Below are 24,604 nucleotides of genomic sequence, written 5' to 3'. Positions count from 1 at the left end.
TCAATTTAAATCTACTCTTCTTGCTTTTAATTTAATACTATCTTTTGTCATTTCTATACTCGATTCCCCAGCCTTCAGTGTTATTTTGTCCACTACTTCAATCTCTAAATGATGCTTCCCTTTATCATATGTAAACTTTGTCCCATCCTGAAATTTTACACTATTTATTTCCTTTTTATTCTCTGGTGCAGCATACTTCTGTTGATATATTCCAGCTAGTACTACTCCTAATGATAACTCTCCCAATGGTGACAATATTACTACCTGTTCATTTATGCTTGGTGGTAGCCAGCTTCTTTCCTCTCCTGCTCTAGAAGTTATCCATGGAAGAAAATCTGTTAAAAGTTCACCTATTTTTACTCTTACTTTTGCTTTTTCATAATCTATTTCTTTTACAACTCCTATACGAATGATATTCGCTACTTTTCTATTTAGCTCTGAAATTGCAAAACTATGGTCTAACATGCACTTCACCTATATCAATAACATGTGGCATTATGCCAGTTGACCATACTGATTTACCCGCATGCACTTCATGAGTCCACTCTACTAACCACACTAAATATGCATCAAGCTCTGGCCTAAAATCATCTCCTCCTCCTGATATAAATTCTCCTGGCGAAACATTTTCCACATTCCAAGTATTTTTATTTACTACTTTTGCAACTTCGCTAGCTAAAGATCTGACAATAATAGCGGCATTTTCTATTGTGCTATCAATCACAATTCGTGCCTCAAATCTTGCTTTCAGCGCTAATTCTTCTGTTCCTGGATCATGTCCTTTTTCAAAGCTACTAAGTTCCACAAATACTGCCGGTGCTACTAATTCTTTCCTTATTGCTGGATATACTTCGCATGTTTGTATCGCAGAAATTTCTTTCTTCAGCGTGGTACAAATTTTATCATGTAAATCTTTCAAATTCATCCTTTATAGCTCAATTGACGTTCAAAAAATTTTGTAAAGACTTTCTCAACCTCATAATTAACAAGACTCCCTATTATCCTTGAAGCCTCTGGTTTCAGTGACAATTTAACTTCCTTTATTGGCAATGCTGCTCTTCCTTCACGTTTAAAAATACCGCTATTTCCTTTTGGCATAACTGCTGCAAATCCTCCTATAAATTGGTGCTTTCCTACTTTCGATCCCCTTCTTGTTTTTTGTATTTTACCAATTGTCGATGCTCTAATGTCATAGAGATTTGCTCTAATTAACACGTCTAATCTGCTAGTTTTCGCCTTAAAAATTCTTAATCTCTTTCTTATCAAACTTAATTTTATCTTCTTTTCCTCACTGATTTCCTTAGCTGCTTGCGCTTTTAACCATAGTGCCGTTTTGTTTAATGCCTTTACCGTTGCTAATTCTACTTTTCTTCTTTTAGCATTTACACTTTCTATTACCTCAACTTCTATATGAACAGACATTTTACACCCCAGACGCTTTTATTTTCCACGTTATTCCAGACTTGTCTCTAAGTGGCGGTGAGTGTACTTTATATCTTCGATCACCTATAACAAAAACATCTCCCACTATTGGCTTTAACACATCAAACGCACTTACTTCTAACGCTAAAGTTTCTTCCACAAATTGTCCTTCACCAATCTCGTATAATTTATCTGGCTGTTGCTTTAATACTTGTACCATGTACGCCTTATTTTTCGACTCATACAAAGCTACTTCTCCTAAATGGGCAAAACAATCTTCTAATAATCGCTTAATATTCTCTTGCATATTTCTTTTTGATATACTAACCTTTACATGCTAAGAAAGCGCATACCGGTAGAGTCTTTCTGTGCCTCACCAACTTGTAATTACTCTACCAGTATGTTAAGCTATAGCGACTTTTACTAATACGCCAGGTCTATGGCACATTGGCAATGGATTTGACTGCGTATGTAAATCTGTTCCTCTATCAAACCTCCTTGGTTCTTGTTTTGCATATAGTGGCTGTCCAAGAGTATTTACTGTCTCATTAAAATCTGCTGGTGCAAAATATGTTGTAAATGTACTTGCTGTTCCTAGTGGAAAACAGTGCCCTGTATCTTTCTCAATAAATCTTCTCACCGTTCCTTCAGGATCAGTTGCTTGTCCTCTGTATTCCTCAAATGTTATTCCACAAAACGTAAATCCTGATCTCATATCGTTCCTTAGCGCTGCTCCTTCTTGCCATCTTTCATATGCTTCTTTTACTTTAGCATGAGAAGTTAGTGCATCAAAAAACTCAGGGCTTACCAAGGCATGAACTCCTGTCATATATTCACCACTTAGATTATCTTCTATATGCCGGAGTACTTCCAGACACTTACGTTTTACATCTGTTGTTGCTGTTCCTAGTGCAAAATTTACTACTTTTGGTGTGATTTCAAATTCGTTGTACAGATTTAATAATTCACTGCCATCAGCATCTAAAATTATTCCTTTCAGCGCTCCCATCCGCAAATGTTCTAATGTTATCGCATGTTTGTTTCTCATTAGCTGCAAATGATCAGTTATTACATCTGCCAGCGCTTTAAGTTCACTTTCTGATCCAAATGCCCTTATTCCCTGTACTTCCTCTGGTAACACTACATCATCATGTGGAATATGTGGAATCGTAAATGTTCTTACCTTTCTTTTGCCACGTTTTCCTACTGTTGCTGGTGCTCCTGGAATTTGCGTTGGCAATAGGCTTAAAACTCCATTATGTTCTTCTATGGTAATATGTCTAAATCTTACTGACCTACTTGGAAATAAATTTAAATTTTCAACTCGTCCATAATTTATCGGCAATATATTCATCCCATTTGTTAGTGCCGTCATACTAAATGCTGTATTCGTAAATGGATTTTGCATTCTTTTTCCCCCTTATTAATTTAAGTTACACTCCCTTGCGGACAATGATCCCTCGTCCTTCAAGTTGCTTTATTGCTGCAGCTTTTTGCTCTTCAGTGATACCTATTGGCCACACAATTGCATGATCTGCTAGCATTGCTATACGTGTAATGATTACTGCTTTGGCATTTTCTGTCGCATTTACATCACTTACTATCGCACCTATTGCTGTTTGTGTACCATCTGTTGCAGTTGGATTTATTATCTTAATCATGTTATCCTTATCACTACCAACAACTGTACCAAGTTTAAGATTTTGTCCCTTGGCTACCGTTATTTGGTCTCTTGAATATAGACTTGATGCCTCATACTTTAATAAGTCACCTAGATTATTTTGTTCGATTATACAACTCATAAAATTTCCTCATTTATTTTCCCCTTTAGTTTTACCGCCATGTTTGTAATTGTTGTACGCGGCGGTTATAAAAAAACTTAAATACTTGATTGCGCTCTAGTCCTTGCTACCTCCATCATCAACTCTTCTCCTGAATTCTGCGGTATTGCACTCAGTATCTCTGTCTTTTTCGTTCTCTCTGCAAGTAATTCCATTAAAACTTCCCTGGCTTGCTCAATACTTACGCCTTGCTCTATAAATTCTTCTATTTTCTCTGGCATTCGTGATAAGTTACATAAACGTATTAATTCAAGAACTTCAGTACGATACTTAGTTAAATTATCAGTTTCTAGGTCAGTTGTAGTTTGTTCATTCATAGTAATACTCCTGTTTTTATTAATAGATGAAAGAATTGTAATTCCATCTGCAAGACCTATTTCTATTGCTCTCTCGCCAAAATATAGCCCTGCCTCCGTTGATCGAATCTTTTCAATTGAAAGACCTCTGTTCCTCGCTATTAGCTGCACAAACATTTCATATAGTCGGTCTACTTCTTTTTGTAAGCTTTCCAGACTTTCAGACGTCATTGGCTCATGTGGATTTAAATCATTTTTTCTACTTCCTGCAAATACTGTGGTATATTTTATTCCACATTTTTCATTAAATCCACTTTGATCTATATGACTTGCAATTACCCCTATGCTTCCTACTCCTGAGGTTCTGCTCACAAATACCTTTTCAGCGCTAGAGGCTATAGCGTACGCAGCAGAATATGCATCATCATTTGCTATCGCTATTATCCTCTTTTTTGCTCTTGATTCATAAATAAAGTCAGCTAGGTCAAATATACCGTTTACCTCTCCTCCGGGGCTATCTATTTCCAGTATAATTGTCTCTATGCTACTATCTGCTAATGCTTGTGTAATTTGTTCTTCTATTTGCTCATATGATGTCATTCCGAGCATTTCATCAAATGCACCAGGTTTTTTAGTTAAAATGCCATGTATCGGTATTATTCCTCTTTCACTATTTCTTACTGCATGTTTTATATTTTTAAAGATAGGCTGCTTTCCTGTTTGTAGTGACAGTAACTCAAAACTCCTTGGTTCTACCATTACACATCTGTTTAGCCATTGTTGTTTCATATCACCTCTTGATTTGCAGTAACCTCAGAATCAAAACTTAAGCCCAGTTCGCTTGCACGTCTTTGATCTTCTGCTATTTCTTGGTCAATTTCTTCAACATCGTAACCCATTTCTGATACTACTTCCGATCGACTCTTAAATCCATTTCTTACTGCCATTTGTTGTGCTTGCTGATCTTTCAGTGGATCCACCCAATCAAATCCCTGTGGTATCCATTTTACTTCTTCTTTCGCTGCTTTTGCCACTTTTTCATCTATACTCAATTCTCCAGAAAGTATTGCTAACTCTAGCCATCTACTCCATACTGGTCTACAAAATTGGAATACCATAATGTTATGTTGCAGCATAGCGCATCTACGACGAAACTCTATTAATCCTGCTCTGATTGATGAATAATTGACACCCGTTAAATCCCCTGTTAGCTGCTCATACGTTATCCCCATGCCTACTGCTATTGCTCTGAGCTGCTGTTTCATGAATGCTTCATAACTTCCTCCAACATCTGATGGCTCTGAAAATTTTATGTCCTCTCCTGGGTCTAAAAGCTGCATAGTCCCAGGTTCTAAGCCTGACAGCGCTACTCCATGCTCATTACTCTCACCTTCACCCATAATATTAGCTTCAGGATCAAGTCTGGTAATAAATCCCGCAAACATCGCTGCTGTCTTCTTTCTCACTAATTCCGCATCGTCATATTGATCAAGTTCGTAGAGTTTGAGTAGCACTGTAGAAAGCCACGGTATTCCTCTTATTTGCCCAGGTCTAAGTGGTTTATAAATATGTAAAACATCGTTTGCTGGCACTCTCACTGATTCGCCAAACAAGCCTTCACCTGGATGTTCTCTAAATAGGTAATATGCTTCTCTTTGCCCAAGTCTATTGAACTCAATGCCGTTTCTTATTACATTACCATTGGCAAGGGTTTGATTGCTCTTATTGTCTAAATGCTCTGATTCAAGTACTTGTAATTGCAACGGTACGCAAAGACCATCTCCAGGTTTTCTCGTTCTCAGCCGTACAAAACATTCCCCTCCTTCTACCATACTTCTGCATACTAGAGCTTGTAACCCATAAAAATCACTCATTCCGCTACTGTCTGCTTCATCTGTCCATCTCAGCCATAACTCTTGCACTTTTTTCCGAAACTCTCCATCCTTGGCTTTTGACTGCGGTTTTATTCCTGTTCCAATAGAGTTACTTACTATCGTATCAATGATATTTGCTGCATATGGATTTTTTCTCACCATATCACGTGATCTACTACGCAAGTGCTCAAGGCTTTGAGAAAGTAGGCTATTTATACTTCCTAACTCTGGTTGAAAGTGAAAAAATCTTCTTCCTGAACCTGCTCCATCCCAGGCTGAACTTTTGATTTTTGGCTTACTAAATAGTTGTTTGAACGATTTTAATAGCATTACTTTTCCTTATCTGAAATTTTCAATAATTCAGCCTCTAGCTCTTCTATTGTTGGTAGCGCTGTTTTTATCTCTTCTGGTAGGTTTTCAGTTATTCGATATTCAGCAAGGCCTATCGGTTTATTTATATCACGTAATGCGTACTCGGCTATAACACCAACTTTAGAGCGGTAGAGAATAAGACCAATTGATGGATTATCACCTGATTGTCTTAATAAATCGTCAACTGCTGAGAGATAAAAATTCATCTTTCCAGTATACTCTGGCCTAAATTTACCTGCCTTTAACTCAATTACAATATAGCAGCGAAGCTTAATATGATAAAAGAGCAAGTCCAAATAGAAATCTCTGTCTCCAACCCTTAAATGGTACTGCCTTCCTAAAAATGCAAACCCTTCACCAAGCTCTAAAAGAAAACGTTCTATGTGAGCTACAAGAGCTTTTTCTACCTCCCGTTCATGAGCTTTCTTACCAAGACTCAAAAAATCAAATACATAAGGATTCTTCAGTGTTTGCTGCGCTAAATCTGATTGAGGTGACGGAAGCTTATCACCAAAATTTGTGATTGCTTTTCCTTCGCGTTTATACAAGTTTGTTTCAATTTGCATGGATAAGATATTCCGAGACCATCCGCATTCACATGATTTTTTAATATACCAAAATCTTTCCTCTTTATTTTTTATTTCGTACATTATTACGATATTGTGTCCCCAAGGTAATTGGTCAACAGCTTGTTGACGAATTTCGTTTTCTCTATATTCTTCTGCAAATCTCCTCATATATTTTAGATTTTGAATGCTAAATCCCTTCATGTCAGGAAAAGCATCTCTTAAATCACGACTGAGTTGATCAATGATCTTTGCACCCCAGCCATGTTCTTTTTGCCGCTTTAAGATCTCTGTACCAATATGGTGGTAAAGCACAATAAGCTTGCTATTTACTGCTAGTGCTGCTTTATAACGACTAGTAGCAATCTGTTCTTTGAGCTGCTCTAAAAATTCTGTATATTCTTTTGCTATAATTTTTGTCATACGGTTCCTTTCAACGATTTTTATCATTATATGATCCCTTTACTCGTTGAAAAAACAATCTTTCTCTTCGGTTTCATGCCTGCAATTTTCAATTCAGCCTTAATACGTTGTCTTAAGCTTAGTAAATCATTTATATCTACTTCAGCATATCTTACAACATGGTCACCATATGCAATTGATACTACTCTTTCGCCACTCTGAAGCTTCTTTATTGCTTCTTCGACTTGAAACAAATACTCTTCGTTATACATTTTTCATCCATTTACTTTTCACTATCTTCTTCGACTTTTTACTTTCTGGTTCTTCATTTAGACTACTCCATTTACTCTCTGGCCAACGATCAATCCCAAGTGCAATAGATGCTGCTCTCGCATAAATCCGGCAATCTAGCACTTCGTTCCTTTCTCTCACCTTTTGCCACTCTTGTTTGGTATATCCTTTCACTACCTTGCTGACTAATTGCTCTGCCGTTAGCTGCTTAAAATATTCAGGTGCATACTCCGGAAAATGACAATATCCTGCTGGCACTTTTTCTTTTTCCCCGTTTTTTAAAACATTAAGTAGTTGAAAAAGCTCTGACTTTAATATCGATACTCCTACTGGCCAGAGCTTTATTCCTCTTTTCAGCTTTTGACCACCAACTGTTATATCTACTCTACTTGGGCTGCTAAGTGGCACTAGTGCTTTATTTACACCTTTCACTGCCATTACTCTTCCAGATCCTTGATGACCTCTTACCCAGTTGTATACTTCTTGCGTTGCATATCCAGCATCTACTGCCATCATGCTTATCATATATTCAAGCCCATTTTCACCGATAAAATGATGATTGAGTAATTCTGAAAGCTTTCCCCATACTTCTCCACCTCCTGTATCTCCTTCAAATACTCGATAGTCTATTGACCAACTTTCACGGCTTTTTCCCCATGCTACAACTTCTACTTCTAACCGATCTTTTTGAACATCAACTCCTGCAGTAAGTACCACTTCTCTCCTAGGTACTGTGCCTACGGGAAAAAATTCTCTTCTGTTAAATAATTGCTTCCAGTCTGGTACTTCCCCTTTATCTACCCAAGTTTCTCCTAAAGTGGTATTTATCCAAACTTTCAGTAATTGTTCACTTTCTTTTGCATGCAGAAAATCTTCTACTGCTTGTTGCCAACTATACCATCCAACTGGGCTATAAAGACTTGAAAGATGAAATCCTTTTTTCCCACCTTCTTTTACCCCTGTAACTCTCCATTCTCCACGAGCTAGCATCTCTGTCTTTTGATGATTTTCTATTTTGCCGTTACATTCAGTGCAGACATAATGTGCTGTTCTTGAGTCGTTGTTTTCCCACTTAATTTGTGACCATTTTAGAACTTGATAGTAATTACAATGCGGACATGGTACAAAAAAATATCTCTTATCTGTTGCTTCAAACTCCTTCTCAATTCTGCTGATTCCATGAATAGTTGGTGTTGATACTAAAAAAATCTTTCGCCTTGCAAAGGTATTAGTTCGAGCAATACTCAGCAGTACTGGATCTCCTTCTCCTCCTGAATCTCCTGGATAGGCATCTATTTCATCAAGAAAGAGATACTTTACTGGCATAGATCTCAGTCCTACACTGCTGTTTGCTCCAGTTATTACTACTATTCCACCTGGAAATTCCTTACTTTGTACAGTATTCCCTGAATCTCTTGACCTTGGGTCTTTTACTTTACTCTTTAAACATGGCGTACTCTCTATTAACGGCGCAAATCTTCCTTTTGACCAACGCTTTCCCATTTCAACTGTTGGCTGCACAACTAACATTGGACCAGGAGTCTGATCTATAATATAGCCTATCCAATTGTTACCAGCTTCTGTTCCCCCAATCTGCGCTCCTTTCATGAATACTACTTTTTCTGCTGGTGAGGACGGAGATAGTGAATCCATGATTTCTTTTAAATAAGGAGTTCTCTCTGTTCTCCATTTACCTGGTTCTGATGCTGCAGTTGCTGCTAAAACTCGATACTCATTTGCCCACTCTGATACTTTAAGCTGCGGATCTGGTCTTAAACCTTCAGAAAAAGATGTGGCGTATATCATTGTCTGCATCTACTCATAATTGCAACATCATTAACAGTAGAACTACACTCCTCCAATTCCATAAACATCTTTTTCTGAAATTCGTTTTCTATATATCTTTTGCTCATCTCACTTATCATTAGTGCTATAATAAGCGCAAATATCCCTGTTGTTGTTGCAAAAATGATTGCACTGCTTATTGCCGTTACCGTTAAACCTATATATGCTGCCATTGCTACTGCGCTAACTGTAATACAGATGCAGATAATATTATTATGTTTTTTCATCCTTTTATCTGCTATTTCTCTCTGTGCTGTATATTTATTATGAAGGATTGGAAAATTAACAACGGTATCTCTGCAGAGCAATGCACCATTTTTTTCAGTAAACAAAACTTTAAGTAACTCTAAATTGTTTGATTTGATTGCTAAGTGCAAAACAGGTGTATAATTTGCTCCTTTTTTCAGCAATAACTTTACTACATGTAAATGCCCTTTTTCCGCAGCAAGGTAAATCGGAGAGTGACCTTTGTTATTTAAGATATTAATATCGATTTCTTCTTTTAAAATTGTATCTACAACTCCTTTCTGTGCAGCTAAATGCAATAGACTATTCTTTTCAGAGTCGTATTTACTACTCATCAAAACCTTCTTTATCTCAGGTCTATTTTCAGCGTAATCAAATGGTGTCTTGCCGCTATCGTCTTTTACCAGAGGGTCTATATCTTCTCGCGTTAGTAAGACCTCTATTGTTTTAAGTCTTTCAGCGTAATGTAGTGGCGTTTTATTTTCATAGTCTTGCAAATTGACTTGAGCATTAGGCTCCTTTATTAAGCATTTGAGGATATCAAGACATAAGTCTCTTTCATCATAATTAGTATTACTTACAGCTATATGCACAGGCGACAATTTCATCGAGTTTTGTCCTACACGTGCGCTATTTACATCTGCTCCTAGCTCCAGTAATAACTTTACTATCTCCAATTTTTTGTTGTTAACTGCATAGTGCATCGGTGTCTGATTTCGTGCATCAAAGACATCTATTTCAGCTTTTCCTTCTCTTATCAAAATCTTTACAACTTCTGCATGTCCTATCCCTGCTGATAGATGTAATGGCGTATGATGCAAAGCATTTCGTACATTAACGTCAATACCTTTTCTGATCAAATATCTCACTGCATTAATTTCACCTATCATTGCAGCTAAATGAAGTAAGCTATCTTGTTCTGACCCGTACTTGTTATTAATTAGTGCTTGTAATATTTCTGCTTTTTTCCCTTCTTTGGCGTAATCAAGAGATGTTTTACCTTCATTATCTTCCACAAAAGGATTAATGTTCTTCTTCGTGAGTAACAAATCTACCATGCTTAATTCGTCAAACTCTATAGCGCAATGTAGTGGTGTCTTTCCATTTAATCCTCTGACATTAACATCTAATCTAGGTTGATTAATGAGACACTTTATTAACTCCAAACTTAAGTTATCAGCCATTTTATATTCAAAATCTTTTTTATATTTGAAATTTAGTATTAGATAATTCTTCAAGTGAGTTTGTAATCTCTTCAGTTAGCGTCTCGTGAATTTTTTCAGTGTCACTCAGTGATGCAAGCAGTGCTGAAACTCTATTTGGAATATTAAGCAAATTATTACGTACAACTCTTGCTACGTTAAATGCCTCACTTTTTACTTCCTCTACTGCTACAAGTTCTCCTATTTCAGCTTTTGCCTTTGCTTCTAGCAACCTTCCTCGCTCCATTTCATTTTTTATTCGCGTTTTTAGCAACATTGTAGAAAGGTTATTTGTATTTTCGTTTTCTGGATTTTTCCTCCTAAGTGGCTGACTTGGATCTCTTATTGCTGCCACCGCTTCATTTGCTTGTTCTCTATTGATCAAACCATCCTCCAACTCAACTATTCCTTTTTTTACTAAATAACAGACATATTGCTTTGATACTCCTATCTCTCTTGCCCATTCTGTTTGTGTGATCTTTTCCACTTTTTTTCTCCTCTCTCTTGTTTCTACGAATTTTCTTCTTGAATCTCTGAAAAGGTTTTGCCAGTATCAGCAATTTCCTACCTGTTTATACTTGCCGGCGTCTTAGAGATATTTTACTAATATAGAGCGAAGTACTCCGGTTTATAGCTGCTTTCTTTTTACATAGTGAAATTTGGCTATTTTCAACTAATACTATAAATTGCATCTTTGTAGTTATGAGATTCAACCACTACTTGCTCTAGCGTTAAACTGCTGCATTTGGCATCTTTACTATGGTTTTCTTCAAGCACTTTTGTCCTTGCTTCCTTTATTTCCTCAATGAACTTTCCATTAACTTTTTCTGGTTCAATTCTTTCCTCACAATATACAAGATTTGTGCAATTTGTTTTTCTGTAGTAATGTACTCCAAGGAATATCACTGATAGTGCAAGTATACTCGAGCCTATAAGTAGTGATAACCCTACGTTATTAATCAAAGCGTTCTGGTAAAACTTCTGTACACTATTAATACCACCTTCTACATACAGTAATAAAGGCAATACTATATTTGCAGCAACCAAACTGCTTAATAATGCTGTAAATAATGGCCTATCTTTGATTACTGATTCTACTTTATTTCTTCTACTAATGACTTTGTCGTCAATATTAATGAAGTTGTTCTTACCCTCCCAAGCGTTAAGTGTAAAATGCGAATGAGTACCATTGCCGTATTCCAGTTTGACTGATTTTATTACTTTATCTTTTGGTTGATACTTTAGCACCTGATTCAAAGTTTCATTCGCATTCTTTCCCCCTATTTGACACTCTTCAGTATCTCTAAATTGCTTTATTCCACAAAATATCGGACTAATTGCAACCAATAATGCAACAGCTAGAATTGGTATAGTTACATAGATGACACTGTTTGCAAAAAATGCAATAAATTGTGCTTTATCCTGTAAATATACCAAAGCTGCAGAAACGCTAAGTGCAACAGCAGCTATACCGAAAATTATAAATTCCTTCTGCTGCACTGCATATTTTACTCTTGGCAAAATTCTATTTGTTTTCTTTTCTTTTTTAATTAACTGGGTTTCTTCATTATCACTTTTTTCTGATGAGCTAGTTGAAAGTGTAACTGGACTATCATGATTTAATGACATATTCTCCCATCCTTGATTGCCACAAGACTCACTCATTTCTGTTACTTGAGAATTTGATCTTGTCATCTCTGCACTTCTATTGTCTATTCCACTATCACTTCCTTCCAAACTCTTTTTTAAAAATTTTGTATTCAGGTGTACAGGTTCATCAATTATATCTTCTGATCCTTTCTTAATTGATGTTTCTTCAGAATTTGACTTTTCCATCTCCGGACTTTGATCGTTTATTTCACCATCTAAACCTCTTTTCGAGAATTTTTTATTTTTGTCTATAGTTGCATACATAGGTTCTCCTATAGCTTCTTGCTCATCACATTTTTCTCCATTTAATTGGAAAGAAGAATGTGGTAGCTTTGGTGGTGCAATATCCTGAATAATACTCAATCGATGATTTTTTGCTGTTCTAGGTGAAGGTGGAGCTACATTTCTAATATTGTCCTTCTCCAACATTCCATTCCTAGGTAACGGCTTTGGTTTATCTCCTAATTCTTTATTCTCTTCCTCTTTTTGCATTTCTTTTGTATTGTCTATTTTGGGATTGGAAGATGTGTTGGATGCTGCCTCAAACTGATCAAGAGAATACGGACGGTTATATTCTATTCCATTTGCCTCACAAACTGCATTAAATTCGTCCTCTATGTCTTTACCATCATCCAATACTAAAGAAGAACAACTCACTGAAAAATTAGCACCTGCTTCGTCTATTTTTGCTGTAATACTGCTATCGCTACTATTGCTAATCACATTTAAAGAAGCTAGTTTGCATTCAGTGTTCAGGTCAGGTTCTTGCTTCGTACCTTTTTCAAACAATTCAATTCTCTCCTTCACAGATAGTGTAGAATTTGAAACATTATTTTCTACTTCTTCAGAAAACGATGCTTCATTATTTGTTTGCGACGTTACTACTCCAGCTAACGTCTTTTCTTGATTCATTGAGTACACCACATTTAATCCAAAGTTATTTGTTACGCTAAACTCATTAAAATACGGTATATACCAGTAAATTAATATTACAACTACCAAGGCTTACTAAATTTCTGTTTGCGTTATCTTTTCCACTTTTTTTGCCCCTTTATTGCTGTTTTTCTTCTTGAATTTGTGCAAAAGTTTTGTCAGTACCAGAAAGAATTGCCTCCCTACCTGTGTATACTTGCCAACGCTTTATGGTTACATCTACAAATTTTGAATCTAGCTCTATTGTTTTACAAATTCTTCCTGTTCTCTCACATGCAATCAGCGTACTTCCAGAGCCACTAAATGGATCAAGTACAGTATCCCCAGGTCTGCTGCTATTAACTATTGCTTTCTCCATTAGCTCTACTGGCTTCATTGTTGGGTGCAGTGAGTTATGTATTGGCTTATCATAAAACCATAGATCACTTTGATTTCTACCTCCATGCCACTCACGTTTATTGCCCCTTTTCCATCCATAGAGCATTGCTTCGTATTGTCTTTGATAATCAGACCTGCCTAGCGTAAAATGATTCTTTGCCCAAATGATAAATTTTGACCATTTTCCTCCTGCTTCCTCAAATGCTTTTTGCAAAGTTGAAAACTCTGATGATGATATGCAGATGTAAATTGCTCCTTTCGTATATGCTAAAATATGGGAACAGATGTCATAGAGAAAAAGCTCATACTTTTCACCTTGATTATCATTTAATATCTTTTTGTCTTGGCTATTACCATAATCAACGTTATATGGAGGATCACAAACAGTAATGTCTGCCATTTTATCATCTAACAGCGCTTTATATGATTCAACTACAGAGCTATCACCACAATAGATTCGATGATCACCTAAAATCCATAGATCACCTGGTTTTGTTATTTCTACTTTTTTTTCATCACCAACCAAGTCAGAAAAATCTTCTTTTTCACTATCTAAATCATCAAGGAAATGTTGAACTTTTTCTAATTCAAATCCAGTCATTTTAAGATCAAACTGTAAATCTTCTAATTCTTGAATTTCTACTTTCAAAAGCTCATCATCCCACTTTGCCCAATTAGCTGATTGATTTGCCAGCAACCGAAAAGCTTTAGTTTGTGGTTCATTTAAATTATCACTTAAGACCACTGGAATACTCTCCATACCAAGTTTTCTTGCTGCTTTAAGTCTTAAATGACCATCAACCACAGTGCCATCGCTTTTTGCAACTATTGGAATACGAAAACCAAACTCCCGAATAGAAGCACACATTCTATTTACTACGTCATCATTTTTACGTGGGTTACGCTCATATTCGACTAGATCTCGAGTAGGATAGTAGTGGATTGCTAAATTCATATATGTTTAAATTCTTAATAATTAAAAAGTTAATATTCAAAATATGTCTAACACTAGAAAAGGCCTGAGGTTAGCACCACCAAACCCGCCAGTATGGCTGAAAGGACCCACTTTTTATCGATTTTCCGTCTTATTAATATCTTTACTAAAATTCATAACATAGAACATCAAAGCTAAAGCATCCCCCTCATTATCATCTCTAGGTGAAAATCCTTTTTCCTTTACAGACTCAATAACTTCACTCTTACTTGCATTGCCTTTGCCCGTTATAAAGCGTTTGATAGTTTTAACATTAACACCTTGGTAAGGAATATTGTTCTCTTCACACCAAGCAGACAGAACTGCGAGAAAACCACCGTAGCAATGCGCAGCATCTGTTCCTAGATGTCTTCTTACTTCCTCAAAATACACTGCAGAAATGTCTTTCAAAGAATTAAGCCAATTACGAAAGTTTAAGAAGCACATTCCACCTCCGCTAAAACGGCTACCATGAAAACTTTTGCTTCCACTTTCAATTACTCCACCTGTTAGAATTGCCCAGCCTGTTTGCTTGCCGAGGTCCAGTGTTAGGGTTGACATTTATATTCAGAATTTGTTTTGCTAGAGTACGTGAAGCCTATATAATATATATTCAGGATTTGAAAAATTTTTGTCCAAAAAATCTTCTTCTTAAGCAAATTTTTTAGAAAAAACTTGGTTAAAAATCAGTAAACAGCCATTGCATAATTATTGGTCAAGACTTTCATACTTCTATCTTAACGATGTAAATGGTCTACTATGCTACTGCGGTGTAGTTGGTTTCTTATGCACATTTATCCAAATCTTAAATTTTGGGAAGATGATTTAGAAGTGCCTGTCAACTATTTGCTTGATCGTTTTCATAATACAGAAGTGCGTCATTTCTGGATGAATTCACTTTCTGGTAGGCAGTTAAGTGTCATTTTTCAACACTCCTTTAAAGACAAGCTAAATGGTCAACTTTTTGATGATGAAAACTATGATAACAAATCCATACAATATAAACGTAAAGTGATTGCTAAACATTTAGACTCTCTGGTTATTTATTATCTGATTAGTTATTTTGAACGTGCAAAGCTTGAAGCTACTGTCAGCGAAATTGCAAGATCTGCATTAACTACGGAACTCATGAAATCCTACCTTGTAAAAAATAATAATAAATATGATAAGAAGTCTTTGCTGTTTCTACTGTTTCATGCAGATTACAATCTTTTAAAGTCTGTCTATCACTTTGAAAAAATACAAAGAAAGAGTTTCATGTCTTTTGCCTTACAAAAAATACCAAGACAACCAAATACTCCATTTAAGGACTTTATCTCAGAGGAAATCATACAACAAATACTGAAAGAAGATAACATTAAGAGAAATGACAGTTTCGAGAATCAACTACAAGGTTTCTTCTATCATCAGAATCGTTTATATGTGTTAATACGCAAAGCTAGCGATATAGATTTGTTGTTAAATTCAAACAAAGTTATTCATGGCCATAAGGCAGAGTGGGTGATTTTGGATTTTCTACTAAATGGCACTCAGGTAGATCTTGGTGCTAGAAATATTGATCAAGCTATAGAAATAGCAAATAGCATTGCAAGTTGTTACTTTGGATGCGAATGTATTTTTGTAGATGTGCAGGATAAAAATTTCGCGGAACAGGTGCATAAATTTATAGAAACTTGTATTAATGGATCTGATTCAAATATTCGTGTTTTTGAGTTAAAGTTTCAGTCAAATCGTTTCAATTACAGCTATACTAATATCACTTTGACTGTCGCTCCATATGATCCTATTGCACCGGAATTGCATGTTTTAAAGCCATTTATAGGAGACATAGTGCCACTTATAGAGTCGATTAAAGTAATATTTCAAGGTAAAAAGATAGGCTTATTTTTCAAGCGAAGTGATGAGTATATAGCAATTTACTACTCTGAACATCCTCTGAATAAAAGGGAAAGAGAGGATTTTAAAGCATACATAAAACAATTTTATGGTCTTACAATCTTACCAAGAGCAAATCTCTGATCTTCTTGATTCTGGAAGCTCTTGGGTTAACCCAAATCAAAATTACATCAAAGCAGCAAGGTATTTGTCAGATCTTGAATTAATTAAGATGTAAGAGAGGTCTTACATTATCTGCTCTCGTAGACAAGATAAATTAGATTGGCCAAATATAGTTGATCCATACTGTAACAATGAGATTTTCATTGATGAGGACTTTAACGAAGCATGCGATAATATAATTTGTGAAAATTGCAACCGTGATATTTTACCTAATACCTACAAGAAGCAAAGATTTCACCGCTTATCTGCATATTTAAACCCAGAGAAATTTATGAATTGGTTTGAAGGTCAGCTAAGTGATACAAATTTTATGTGGCAAAAAGTGGAAAGTGGAGTTTATCATGTTGGTGGACAAGGTAAGATTGTAAGTTTAATCATACTTGATTTTTGCACCAATCCAACATTCTTAACGATAGATAAGCTTAAAGCTAATCCAACTGTATTAATAATACTGAGAAAAAATCCATCAAACATACCTCTTGATTTGCCCATAGTAAAAATGGTTGACCTTTTCTTTCAGCATCAGACTTTAATTGAAGTATTCCAAGAAGCAGCACAAAGAGGAGTACTAGAGTTCATACCAAATACTTCAATGCAAATCTTACATACTGCACTTAATCTAATTGAACCTCCTAAAGAGAAGGAATTACTAAAGTTGCAATTGATAGAGGGCTCACTTTACGTAAACAATATAGAGATTCTAAATAAGAAAGCTGTAGCATGTATGAAAGTTTTTCGCATATTATTTGAACAATTTTTGAATGATTGTAAAAAAGAATTACCTCCTGAAAAACACATGTTGCTTAGCATAACTGAAATAGAAAAGCGCCTAAATCTTGATCCAGAAGCAGATCCAGAACATCACATCAGAAAACCACTAAACACAATCCAAAGAACAATAAAAACCACCTTAGCTAAAAAGTTAGGACTAAACATCGAACGTAATGATGTGATTCAAACAGTTGGTTGGCCGGGATCATCGCGTAAAGATTATGGTTACCGTATTAACCCTTTCACTGTGCTGATAAAAGTAGTTCGTTAACTGTGTTGAAGAGAAGTAAAAGATGTTACAATGGAAAAAGTAAAATTTGTGACAAGGCTTGTGATCAAGTTTTAAAGAAGCGTTCTTTGGTTGGTATTTTACCCTAAAGTCACATCTAGCTTTAAAATGCAGTTTTTGTCTCATCTAAAAAAATACAAATTCTCAATTATGTAACTTACCAAAAGCCTAAATTTCTTTTGCTTGCTTCAATCTTTTCTACTCTGTTCGTTTGCCGACTTTTGTGTTTGAAGCACATCTACACTCAATGACCCTATACTAATATATACCGGATTTCTTACTACTTTTTCCGGGATTTTCTCAAAAAAAGTTAAAATAATTTTAAGACAGCTAAGGAATTAAAGAGCTTTGAAAACCAGCTATATCTTTTACAGCAGCTTCTTTGCTATTTGAGTTGTTTCCATTTTGGAAATAACTGCTTATTTGAGTTGAGAGGAGATTACACGAGCTTTTGATAAAAACACTAATCCCCTATCTAGATAACGCTATAATAGCCCTTTAAGACATCTTAAAGAATTGTGTTGTAGTAGAGAGATTGTTTTGGCTCCATCCCCTTCTTTTAAAGCCAAAGATACTAATGTTAGCAAACTCTATAAACTTAAGAATAACTGTAGAAACTACTATTTTTTCAGTCAGAAGAAACATTACTTACAATTCAATAATTTTCCAAAATCAATTATATGTGAAAAGTAACCACTATCTATAACATCATCACTTACATCATTAACGTGGATAAGGACTGGACGACATGAAAAGCCTTTTGGACGATTTAGTGCATCTATTTTCTTTTGTACCTCTTGTATTATTGAATGACCAATTTTATCTTTTGAAAATTTGATTTCGCAAATGTAGAGAGTGTTAAACTTCGTTTGAATCATATAATCAATTTGACAACCTGCACTATTACGCGTTCTTTTCTGAAAAAATGGATTCTCGCTTATTATTCCATCAATTCCTAAGATATTATGTATACTCTTTCTATTGTTCAGCACCAAATTTTCAAATTGAAGCCCAATAATTGTATACCACTCTGGTAAGAACCCTATAGAATAGGTGTCACGACTAATTTTTCCTAGATCTTTTTCGATATATTTTAGATAAAACCTTAAATAATTATCTTGAAGTCTGTATCTCCTGAGTCGTGAATCAGTACCAGTTTTTATACTCCAAGTATGATCCTTTGCAATAAAACCAGCAAGCTCAAGTTCATATAGATACTCAGAAATGCGTCCATGTCTTACGATATTTAAAGTAGCACAAATTTCTTCTTGTTCTTTAGCTCCAGTAGAAAGAGCTCTGACTATTTGCTTATAAAAAGCAGTTTTTCGCATGAATAAATCTGAGAATATTTGATTAAATTCTTCAACTAAAAACCCACCTTTTGTAAAACAAAGCCTTTTAATATTTTCTTCAGCACTATGTTTAAAATTTACCTCCTCTAAATACTTTGGAATTCCGCCAGTTACTGCAAGCACCTTAAATTTTTCATATGCTGAAATATTTTTCGGCCAAAATTCATTGCAATCAGAAAGTGATAATTCTCCGAGTGTTAAAGTTAACGATATTCTCCCTACGAAACCAGTGCTGCTAAGTATATTTTTCTCGATCCAGGATGAAGCTGATCCACAAACAACAAAAATTAGCTTGTTATTATTTTTTAGCTGTGTATCCCAAAAATTTTTTATTTTGCCTAAAAAGGTTGGATCTTTTGAGCCCATCCAAGAAATTTCATCAAACAGCAATAATGTTTTTCCTGATAGTAGACGTTCACCAACTGCCCATAGTAAATCGCTCCAGTCATCATAACGAGCAAAAGATGTATTAAATTGTCTAGCAACTTGTCTAGAAAATTCATTAAGTTGGTAGGACATTGTAGTATGCTTTGCTGGTGGCAAACCTATAAAGGAGTAATATTGTTCAAAATACCTACCAAACTCTTGAATTAAACGACTTTTTCCTATACGACGCCTTCCTTTGACTACTACAAAAGATGCAGTATTTTTTTCTGTAAGCTCCAGTAGTTGTTTTAACTCAGTTTGCCTACCAATAAATGATGGAGACATAAAATACGAAATATAAATCTTTGTCTCCGTTATGCGCGATAAAATTGGAGACGTAAATAAATAAATTTAGATCTTTGTCTCCATCTTGAACTATTGAGAGGGTTTTGTAGCTTCTGTTTCTTCTTCTATGGCAGTAGCTAGAGACTTTTTTCCTTGATCTACCTCTACAATTTGCTGATTTCATCACTGAGAGTTTTGCAATTAATTGCTCAGAGGTTTGCGATAAAAGTTGTTGTATTCCCATAATAGTCTCCATAACCCCTTATACTCACCATAAGTTGTTCAATTTTTTTTGAAAAATTTTCTTTGCAAAGTGTAAAAAATGTGTTAAACTTACTGGTAAGTTTACTAAAGATGCCTTTTATTTGCGTTTTAGAGGGCATTATAAGCGTTCTTTAGTGTGGCTAGTAAGTTTATACCCTAAAGTTACAGATAGCTTTAAAATGCAGCTTTTGCCTCATCTAAAAAAATTAAGAATATAAAGCTGTTTATTTTGCTTTCTTCAATCTTTTCTACCTCAAGTCTTCATCGCGCTTGCATAAAAGCCTTATTAAAGCAACTAGACCCAGCTCACTTGGAAGTTATTGAGTATTCCGGAAAATCCGGAGATCTGAATTCTTAGTTCAGCTATTAAACTCAGTAGACCAGCGTTATGCGTTTGTTAAAAAAAAGATGAGGGTTAGAGCCTCTGTTAAACTTATGGTAGAAGTAAAGCTATTGCAAAAATAATGTTTCAAAAAGTCTACTAACCATTTGTTCTTTAGGTTCAAAAAATTTTCTTTGCAATCAACAAAAAACATGATAAACTAGTTGTGGGGTTTTTTCTAATAAATAAAAGTTTGGGGTATTAAGATGCCTCGTAATCGAGTTTTAAGCTACCCTACATGAGTAACTTAGGTCTTGGTGGTATAATTGTACCCTGAAGTCATAGAATCTTTTTAAAACGCTATTATGGATCATTTGTTTTTCACTGCCTTTACTTTATATTTTTATTATAGGTTGCAACTCCATAGAAAAAGCAAAATTATGAAAGGACATCAAAAAACGTTAAGTTCTTCTCTTAACTGATATATACTATGTACTATAGCATAGTATATATTTATATATATAGATTTTTGCCATCTTGCCAACTTCCCTAAACCCGCTATAGAAGAGGACTTTACCCATGCTATCTAGTTGGCAACTTTTTGCCATCTTGCCATCTTACTATTTCTTTAAACTATTGATTTTCTTATATTTTTATCAATTTTAAGTTGGTAGAATGGCAGATTCTTCAGTTTGCCAACTTGCCATCTTGCCAACTTACTATACTATTTTGCCATCTTGTTTTGTAGAATTATGTATCACCCAAACGTCTGGATTTTCAACTGGTAAGGTTACTCCGTTATTTGGTGAAAGATAATAATCTGGCTTTACCAGCACATGTTGATTTTCAGAAATTTTTAACTCCATGTCTTTAACACATAAATAGCCGTACTTTGATTTAGTGCTTGATACTTTATATCCAAGAGCTTCCTTAAAGAACTTTATGTGGCCAAGAGCTGCAAGATGGCTAATCCTTTCACGGATGCTACGTTCACTTCCAAGGCCTAGCTTTCCCTCAAAATACCTAGCAAAGTGTGCCGCGGTGTAAGTTTCGCCTTTATATGCTTCATTAGCAATTAACTCTAAAATTATATCACATCTTCTTAGACGTTCTAAATCCAATTTAGTATTATAGCTAGACCTTACTATTCTTTCTGAATTTAATGTATCATCAGATTGTACAAACGCACCGTTATGCCAATAAAATGAAATCTTTTCTTCGTTAGATGCAGAATAATTTGACTTCTTACGGCAAAGTACTCGTTCATTACCAGAAGCATCAGCTTTATCTGGCTTTGACAAGTACCAACGAGATCTTACGGTATTATTCCACGCAGTTGAACCACCTGTACCTGTTTTACGTATTATTCCTGAATCAGAAGGATGAGCACATAATAATACAGCTCCTTTTATTACTTTCACTATTTTTCCACAACAACTTTGAATAAATTGTCTCACATGAGAGCGATTGTTTTCATTGCCACCAAATAAGTCTGCTGCTGTATCTAAAACTACTAGCTTTGGTTGAAACAATTTAATATCTTCAAGTAATTCTTCAAAGCAATGAGTTAATTTACCTATATCTTTGTTATCAAATACCATGAGTAGATTATCTTTCCACACTCTCGATAAAAAGCCAATATTATCATGAAAGTCACAGGATTCCATATCTAACTGATATAATCTATTTATAGCACACTGTCTTCGCCATAGCTCTTCTGTATCATCTTCACAAAATACACCATATGTCTTCATCTGCTCAATTTCCATTCCCAACCAAGATTTACCTGTGCTCGCTGCTGTCATTAGTTGTTGAGCAAGTAGAGACTTTCCCATACCACCATCACCGTAGAGAGCCGTAACACTTCCAATAGGAAGCCAATCTTTAACAATCCATTCTCTTTCTGGAGCAATATTAGCCCAAGCTCTGGTATCTATTCTCAACGATTTTTTTGAAGGAGCCTTTTTTGTACTAAGGATGAACTCTTCAACATTTACACCTTCTTTCACGCAATCAGCAGCGTCCCAACCCTTTGGTTTATCTTTAGGTATTTCCAAAATGCAAAGTTCTTCAACTCCAAGACAAGTAAGTTTCATAGCAGATTTTTCAGCGTATTTCTTACCTGCTTCATCATTATCTGGCCATATAATAATGTGTTTACCTTTAAGTGGAGTCCAATCTGTCTTCTCAATAGGTGCATTTGCTCCTGACATTGCTGTTGTTGCAGTTATTCCTTTCTCTATCAGCGCTTCTGCACATTTTTCCCCTTCAACAAAAATAACTTTATCGGATTTCAAAATACCTGGAATATTATATAGTGGCCTTATCTCTGGTACACTAAAGGTGGATTTTTTGATATCAAAAGGAAGATATCTCTTTCCACTATCATCATCATAACGATATACTCTAACAATAGCTTGGCCGTTTTCATCGTAATAATCCCAATATGCAGTTGGATTACTTGAAGTTTTGAAATGACCAAGCCACTGAGCTATAGAAGTCATTACTTCAGGAAACTCTATTCTCGTACTTTTTCTATGTACTCCTGCCCAAAGATCAATGATATCACCACCTTCTCCTGTTGCAAAATCATGCCATAGGCCAGCTTCACTGCCACTTAATTCTACTACTAGACTCTTGCCTTTATCACCTTGTATATTGCCTACATAAAACTTATCACCACAAAAAATCCCTCTTGGCAATAGATAAGAAAGGCATGATCTGATATTTAACAGAAGCTGAGCTTTAAGTTGTTCTTTTTCTACTAACGGTGCATTTTTTCGTGGAGCTGCAGTATTAAAATCACAATAGATACCCATAAAATCTCCAATATATTTAAAGTTTAGAAATTTGGTTAAGCTGTAGCTATCCAACGTCCGTTAACCATATTTATGAATTTTGTTGGTATTGGTTTGCCGTTTTTAAGTTCGTACATCAATTGCAGAGTATTCCTTTCTGGCCTAAATATCATTACTCCAGATGTATATAAACTTCTTAAAACATTAGCACCACTCAATGCTTGAAATGGATTCTTTTTTAACGTGGTTGTTGACACTTTTTTGGTGTAATGTGTAACTATTACTCCAGCCGTAGATAGAGCGTAGTTCATCAATACCATTTTGCAAAAAAGAGATCATACTCCTATAACCAAAAACAGAGTCTATTACTATAAGATCAACTGTTTTTACATCGAGATTTTCGTACATAATTTCTTTTATTTCTTCCACATTCAAGGTTAGTTTTATTTTTTGAGTGATGACTAAGTTTTCTGTCCCTACATCAAGGGTTTTCTTGCTGATTCTTAGCTTCTGTAAGCGCTCTCTTATGTAATCATATTCCATTTCATTCTGTAGATAGAATATCTTAAGTGGCTTTGCAGGCTTCATACCAAGAAATGATACTCCAGCAGCTAAATGTACTAACATGGAAAGTAGAAATTTACTTTTTCCTATTTTTGGAGTTCCACCTATAACTAAAAGACCACTTGGAGTTAGAATTCTTGGGCCTATTATATCTTTTGGCATTGGTGATTTATCATTTAAGTAATGCCTTGCTGAAAACGATGTAATTTTATGTTCTGTTGTGTTTTCTTTAGTATTTAACCACTTCTTAGCGGAATTTATATCACCTTTAACTAAAGTCCAAAGATCAATAATATCACCACTAATTCCTTTAGTAAAATTGCGCCAATTTCCAGCTTCTTTACCCACTATTTTAACTGTAATCATATCCCCGTCACAGTTACCAACATAAGTCCTCTCTCGATAAAAATTACCGTTTGGAATTAGGTAAGGTACACACTTCTTAATATTATCAATCAATAATCCTTTTATTTCTTTTCTATGCATAAAACCCCCATACATACTTTTCATACGTTTAGAGCTAAGATTAGCTAGCTCACAAACAGTTTCAAAAGACTCTGAATCAAACCATTTTATTGCTTCTTTCTTTAGCTCTAGATTTTTTCCTGCTGCATCTTTGATAGCTCTCTCAATTACAGCAATCCAGAGCTTCTCCTCGTCGTACTTCAAAACGGGACCCAATCAGATTCAATGCTATTGTTTTGTTCTGGAGTAACAACTGTAGCAATTCTGTTTCTATCTCCGTATCTACTGTCGGCTTCAATACCAACTTTTGCAGTAAACTCTAACCCGTTAAAATCAGCTATAGAGTTGATTTTTCTAGCAGTAACCGCTTTCTCTGAAGTGTCATGTGCATGAATATTTCGTGCTGACTCCAAAATGCTTCTAAGCATAGAACGACCAGATTCTCCCCAAGTATCTTCTCCTTCAACGCTTGCTTTGCCACTTTTTATACCAATTACTTGAAAAATCTTACGTTTTGCATATGGACCTTCAGTGACGGTAAATTCAGCGTTTAAATAGATGCTGCCAGTAGTGTAGCTTTTCGTGAACCAATTTTCATAACCTCCTGGTTTAACCGCCATTTTGACTTTTACTGTTGTCCCTTTTGGTATTAAATTATTTTGTAACTTTGCAGTATTAAAATCAGTTAAAAAATCTGATAACATATTGTCTCCTATAAA

General features: G+C 35.3%; 23 protein-coding genes. 2 read left to right on the top strand and 21 right to left on the bottom strand.

Features of this window, described 5'->3' with window-relative positions; translation table 11 throughout:
• The 16 genes from ABWU69_RS01270 to ABWU69_RS01195 form a co-directional block, all read right to left on the bottom strand.
• The gene (locus ABWU69_RS01270; protein ID WP_264328538.1) at nt 1-465 is read right to left on the bottom strand and encodes a phage baseplate assembly protein V; all 465 of its coding nucleotides are present in this window, start codon (nt 463-465) and stop codon (nt 1-3) included.
• Entirely contained in the window at nt 452-925 is a 474-nt protein-coding gene (locus tag ABWU69_RS01265) for a hypothetical protein (RefSeq protein ID WP_353285260.1), read from the bottom strand. The genes ABWU69_RS01270 and ABWU69_RS01265 overlap by 14 nt, the downstream gene beginning before the upstream one ends.
• Nucleotides 922-1,422, bottom strand: a complete 501-nt coding sequence (locus ABWU69_RS01260; RefSeq protein ID WP_264328536.1) for a phage tail protein — start codon at nt 1,420-1,422, stop codon at nt 922-924. Before ABWU69_RS01260 ends, ABWU69_RS01265 begins: the two co-directional genes overlap by 4 nt.
• Nucleotide 1,423: 1 nt before the next feature.
• Nucleotides 1,424-1,729, bottom strand: coding sequence for a hypothetical protein (locus ABWU69_RS01255; RefSeq protein ID WP_264328535.1), 306 nt, complete (start codon nt 1,727-1,729; stop codon nt 1,424-1,426).
• 96 nt (nt 1,730-1,825) lie between these two features.
• A complete protein-coding gene (locus ABWU69_RS01250) occupies nt 1,826-2,830 on the bottom strand; it encodes a major capsid protein (RefSeq protein ID WP_353285259.1) in 1,005 nt (334 codons plus the stop codon).
• A gap of 25 nt (nt 2,831-2,855) precedes the next feature.
• Entirely contained in the window at nt 2,856-3,224 is a 369-nt protein-coding gene (locus ABWU69_RS01245) for a head decoration protein (protein WP_353285258.1), read from the bottom strand.
• Between the two features lie 77 nt (nt 3,225-3,301).
• Complete coding sequence (locus ABWU69_RS01240) at nt 3,302-4,348, bottom strand: S49 family peptidase (protein ID WP_213863532.1); 1,047 nt, start codon at nt 4,346-4,348, stop codon at nt 3,302-3,304.
• Entirely contained in the window at nt 4,345-5,763 is a 1,419-nt protein-coding gene (locus ABWU69_RS01235; RefSeq protein WP_353285257.1) for a phage portal protein, read from the bottom strand. The genes ABWU69_RS01240 and ABWU69_RS01235 overlap by 4 nt, the downstream gene beginning before the upstream one ends.
• Nucleotides 5,763-6,821, bottom strand: a complete 1,059-nt coding sequence (locus ABWU69_RS01230) for a YhcG family protein (protein ID WP_353285256.1) — start codon at nt 6,819-6,821, stop codon at nt 5,763-5,765. The genes ABWU69_RS01235 and ABWU69_RS01230 overlap by 1 nt, the downstream gene beginning before the upstream one ends.
• Nucleotides 6,821-7,045, bottom strand: a complete 225-nt coding sequence (locus ABWU69_RS01225; protein ID WP_353285255.1) for a gpW family head-tail joining protein — start codon at nt 7,043-7,045, stop codon at nt 6,821-6,823. The genes ABWU69_RS01230 and ABWU69_RS01225 overlap by 1 nt, the downstream gene beginning before the upstream one ends.
• Nucleotides 7,038-8,870: a phage terminase large subunit family protein gene (locus ABWU69_RS01220; protein ID WP_353285254.1), complete on the bottom strand. Its 1,833-nt coding sequence runs from the start codon at nt 8,868-8,870 to the stop codon at nt 7,038-7,040. The genes ABWU69_RS01225 and ABWU69_RS01220 overlap by 8 nt, the downstream gene beginning before the upstream one ends.
• Nucleotides 8,867-10,339, bottom strand: coding sequence for an ankyrin repeat domain-containing protein (locus ABWU69_RS01215; protein ID WP_353285253.1), 1,473 nt, complete (start codon nt 10,337-10,339; stop codon nt 8,867-8,869). The genes ABWU69_RS01220 and ABWU69_RS01215 overlap by 4 nt, the downstream gene beginning before the upstream one ends.
• A 19-nt stretch (nt 10,340-10,358) precedes the next feature.
• Nucleotides 10,359-10,844 carry a hypothetical protein gene (locus ABWU69_RS01210; RefSeq protein WP_353285252.1) on the bottom strand — a complete coding sequence of 162 codons (486 nt, stop codon included), beginning with the start codon at nt 10,842-10,844 and terminating at the stop codon, nt 10,359-10,361.
• A gap of 182 nt (nt 10,845-11,026) precedes the next feature.
• Nucleotides 11,027-12,919 carry a hypothetical protein gene (locus tag ABWU69_RS01205; protein ID WP_353285251.1) on the bottom strand — a complete coding sequence of 631 codons (1,893 nt, stop codon included), beginning with the start codon at nt 12,917-12,919 and terminating at the stop codon, nt 11,027-11,029.
• 139 nt (nt 12,920-13,058) lie between these two features.
• On the bottom strand, nt 13,059-14,273 hold the full coding sequence (locus tag ABWU69_RS01200) for a DNA modification methylase (protein WP_353285250.1): 1,215 nt from the start codon (nt 14,271-14,273) through the stop codon (nt 13,059-13,061).
• 114 nt (nt 14,274-14,387) lie between these two features.
• Nucleotides 14,388-14,852 carry a crossover junction endodeoxyribonuclease RuvC gene (locus tag ABWU69_RS01195; RefSeq protein ID WP_353285249.1) on the bottom strand — a complete coding sequence of 155 codons (465 nt, stop codon included), beginning with the start codon at nt 14,850-14,852 and terminating at the stop codon, nt 14,388-14,390.
• A gap of 225 nt (nt 14,853-15,077) precedes the next feature.
• On the opposite strand from ABWU69_RS01195, the gene ABWU69_RS01190 reads away from it, so the two are divergent.
• Entirely contained in the window at nt 15,078-16,310 is a 1,233-nt protein-coding gene (locus ABWU69_RS01190) for a hypothetical protein (protein WP_353285248.1), read from the top strand.
• 310 nt (nt 16,311-16,620) lie between these two features.
• Nucleotides 16,621-17,391, top strand: a complete 771-nt coding sequence (locus ABWU69_RS01185; protein ID WP_353285247.1) for a hypothetical protein — start codon at nt 16,621-16,623, stop codon at nt 17,389-17,391.
• A gap of 662 nt (nt 17,392-18,053) precedes the next feature.
• On the opposite strand, the gene ABWU69_RS01180 is transcribed toward ABWU69_RS01185, so the two are convergent.
• The 5 genes from ABWU69_RS01180 to ABWU69_RS01160 form a co-directional block, all read right to left on the bottom strand.
• A complete protein-coding gene (locus tag ABWU69_RS01180; protein ID WP_353285246.1) occupies nt 18,054-19,472 on the bottom strand; it encodes an AAA family ATPase in 1,419 nt (472 codons plus the stop codon).
• Nucleotides 19,450-19,728: a hypothetical protein gene (locus tag ABWU69_RS01175; protein ID WP_353285245.1), complete on the bottom strand. Its 279-nt coding sequence runs from the start codon at nt 19,726-19,728 to the stop codon at nt 19,450-19,452. Before ABWU69_RS01175 ends, ABWU69_RS01180 begins: the two co-directional genes overlap by 23 nt.
• A 1,049-nt stretch (nt 19,729-20,777) precedes the next feature.
• A complete protein-coding gene (locus tag ABWU69_RS01170; protein ID WP_353285244.1) occupies nt 20,778-22,877 on the bottom strand; it encodes an AAA family ATPase in 2,100 nt (699 codons plus the stop codon).
• A gap of 183 nt (nt 22,878-23,060) precedes the next feature.
• Complete coding sequence (locus ABWU69_RS01165; RefSeq protein WP_353285243.1) at nt 23,061-24,089, bottom strand: AAA family ATPase; 1,029 nt, start codon at nt 24,087-24,089, stop codon at nt 23,061-23,063.
• Nucleotides 24,086-24,589 (bottom strand): hypothetical protein, encoded by a 504-nt coding sequence (locus ABWU69_RS01160; RefSeq protein ID WP_353285242.1) that lies wholly within the window; start codon nt 24,587-24,589, stop codon nt 24,086-24,088. Before ABWU69_RS01160 ends, ABWU69_RS01165 begins: the two co-directional genes overlap by 4 nt.
• Nucleotides 24,590-24,604: the final 15 nt, after the last annotated feature.

Origin of the sequence: Wolbachia endosymbiont (group A) of Beris morrisii (assembly GCF_964028185.1) — a bacterium.
Taxonomy (GTDB): Bacteria; Pseudomonadota; Alphaproteobacteria; order Rickettsiales; family Anaplasmataceae; genus Wolbachia.
Note: the sequence above shows the minus strand (reverse complement) of the source record. Positions and strands in the feature narration are given on the sequence as shown.

Coding starts and splice junctions, on each gene's coding strand:
- ABWU69_RS01175 (WP_353285245.1), bottom strand. CDS start 19,728: ATGGAGACTATTATGGGAATACAACAACTTTTATCGCAAACCTCTGAG.
- ABWU69_RS01265 (WP_353285260.1), bottom strand. CDS start 925: ATGAATTTGAAAGATTTACATGATAAAATTTGTACCACGCTGAAGAAA.
- ABWU69_RS01250 (WP_353285259.1), bottom strand. CDS start 2,830: ATGCAAAATCCATTTACGAATACAGCATTTAGTATGACGGCACTAACA.
- ABWU69_RS01185 (WP_353285247.1), top strand. CDS start 16,621: ATGAATTGGTTTGAAGGTCAGCTAAGTGATACAAATTTTATGTGGCAA.
- ABWU69_RS01240 (WP_213863532.1), bottom strand. CDS start 4,348: ATGAAACAACAATGGCTAAACAGATGTGTAATGGTAGAACCAAGGAGT.
- ABWU69_RS01245 (WP_353285258.1), bottom strand. CDS start 3,224: ATGAGTTGTATAATCGAACAAAATAATCTAGGTGACTTATTAAAGTAT.
- ABWU69_RS01225 (WP_353285255.1), bottom strand. CDS start 7,045: ATGTATAACGAAGAGTATTTGTTTCAAGTCGAAGAAGCAATAAAGAAG.
- ABWU69_RS01270 (WP_264328538.1), bottom strand. CDS start 465: ATGTTAGACCATAGTTTTGCAATTTCAGAGCTAAATAGAAAAGTAGCG.
- ABWU69_RS01170 (WP_353285244.1), bottom strand. CDS start 22,877: ATGGGTATCTATTGTGATTTTAATACTGCAGCTCCACGAAAAAATGCA.
- ABWU69_RS01235 (WP_353285257.1), bottom strand. CDS start 5,763: ATGCTATTAAAATCGTTCAAACAACTATTTAGTAAGCCAAAAATCAAA.
- ABWU69_RS01200 (WP_353285250.1), bottom strand. CDS start 14,273: ATGAATTTAGCAATCCACTACTATCCTACTCGAGATCTAGTCGAATAT.
- ABWU69_RS01190 (WP_353285248.1), top strand. CDS start 15,078: ATGCACATTTATCCAAATCTTAAATTTTGGGAAGATGATTTAGAAGTG.
- ABWU69_RS01260 (WP_264328536.1), bottom strand. CDS start 1,422: ATGTCTGTTCATATAGAAGTTGAGGTAATAGAAAGTGTAAATGCTAAA.
- ABWU69_RS01160 (WP_353285242.1), bottom strand. CDS start 24,589: ATGTTATCAGATTTTTTAACTGATTTTAATACTGCAAAGTTACAAAAT.
- ABWU69_RS01220 (WP_353285254.1), bottom strand. CDS start 8,870: ATGATATACGCCACATCTTTTTCTGAAGGTTTAAGACCAGATCCGCAG.
- ABWU69_RS01215 (WP_353285253.1), bottom strand. CDS start 10,339: ATGGCTGATAACTTAAGTTTGGAGTTAATAAAGTGTCTCATTAATCAA.
- ABWU69_RS01180 (WP_353285246.1), bottom strand. CDS start 19,472: ATGTCTCCATCATTTATTGGTAGGCAAACTGAGTTAAAACAACTACTG.
- ABWU69_RS01230 (WP_353285256.1), bottom strand. CDS start 6,821: ATGATAAAAATCGTTGAAAGGAACCGTATGACAAAAATTATAGCAAAA.
- ABWU69_RS01195 (WP_353285249.1), bottom strand. CDS start 14,852: ATGTCAACCCTAACACTGGACCTCGGCAAGCAAACAGGCTGGGCAATT.
- ABWU69_RS01255 (WP_264328535.1), bottom strand. CDS start 1,729: ATGCAAGAGAATATTAAGCGATTATTAGAAGATTGTTTTGCCCATTTA.
- ABWU69_RS01205 (WP_353285251.1), bottom strand. CDS start 12,919: ATGAATCAAGAAAAGACGTTAGCTGGAGTAGTAACGTCGCAAACAAAT.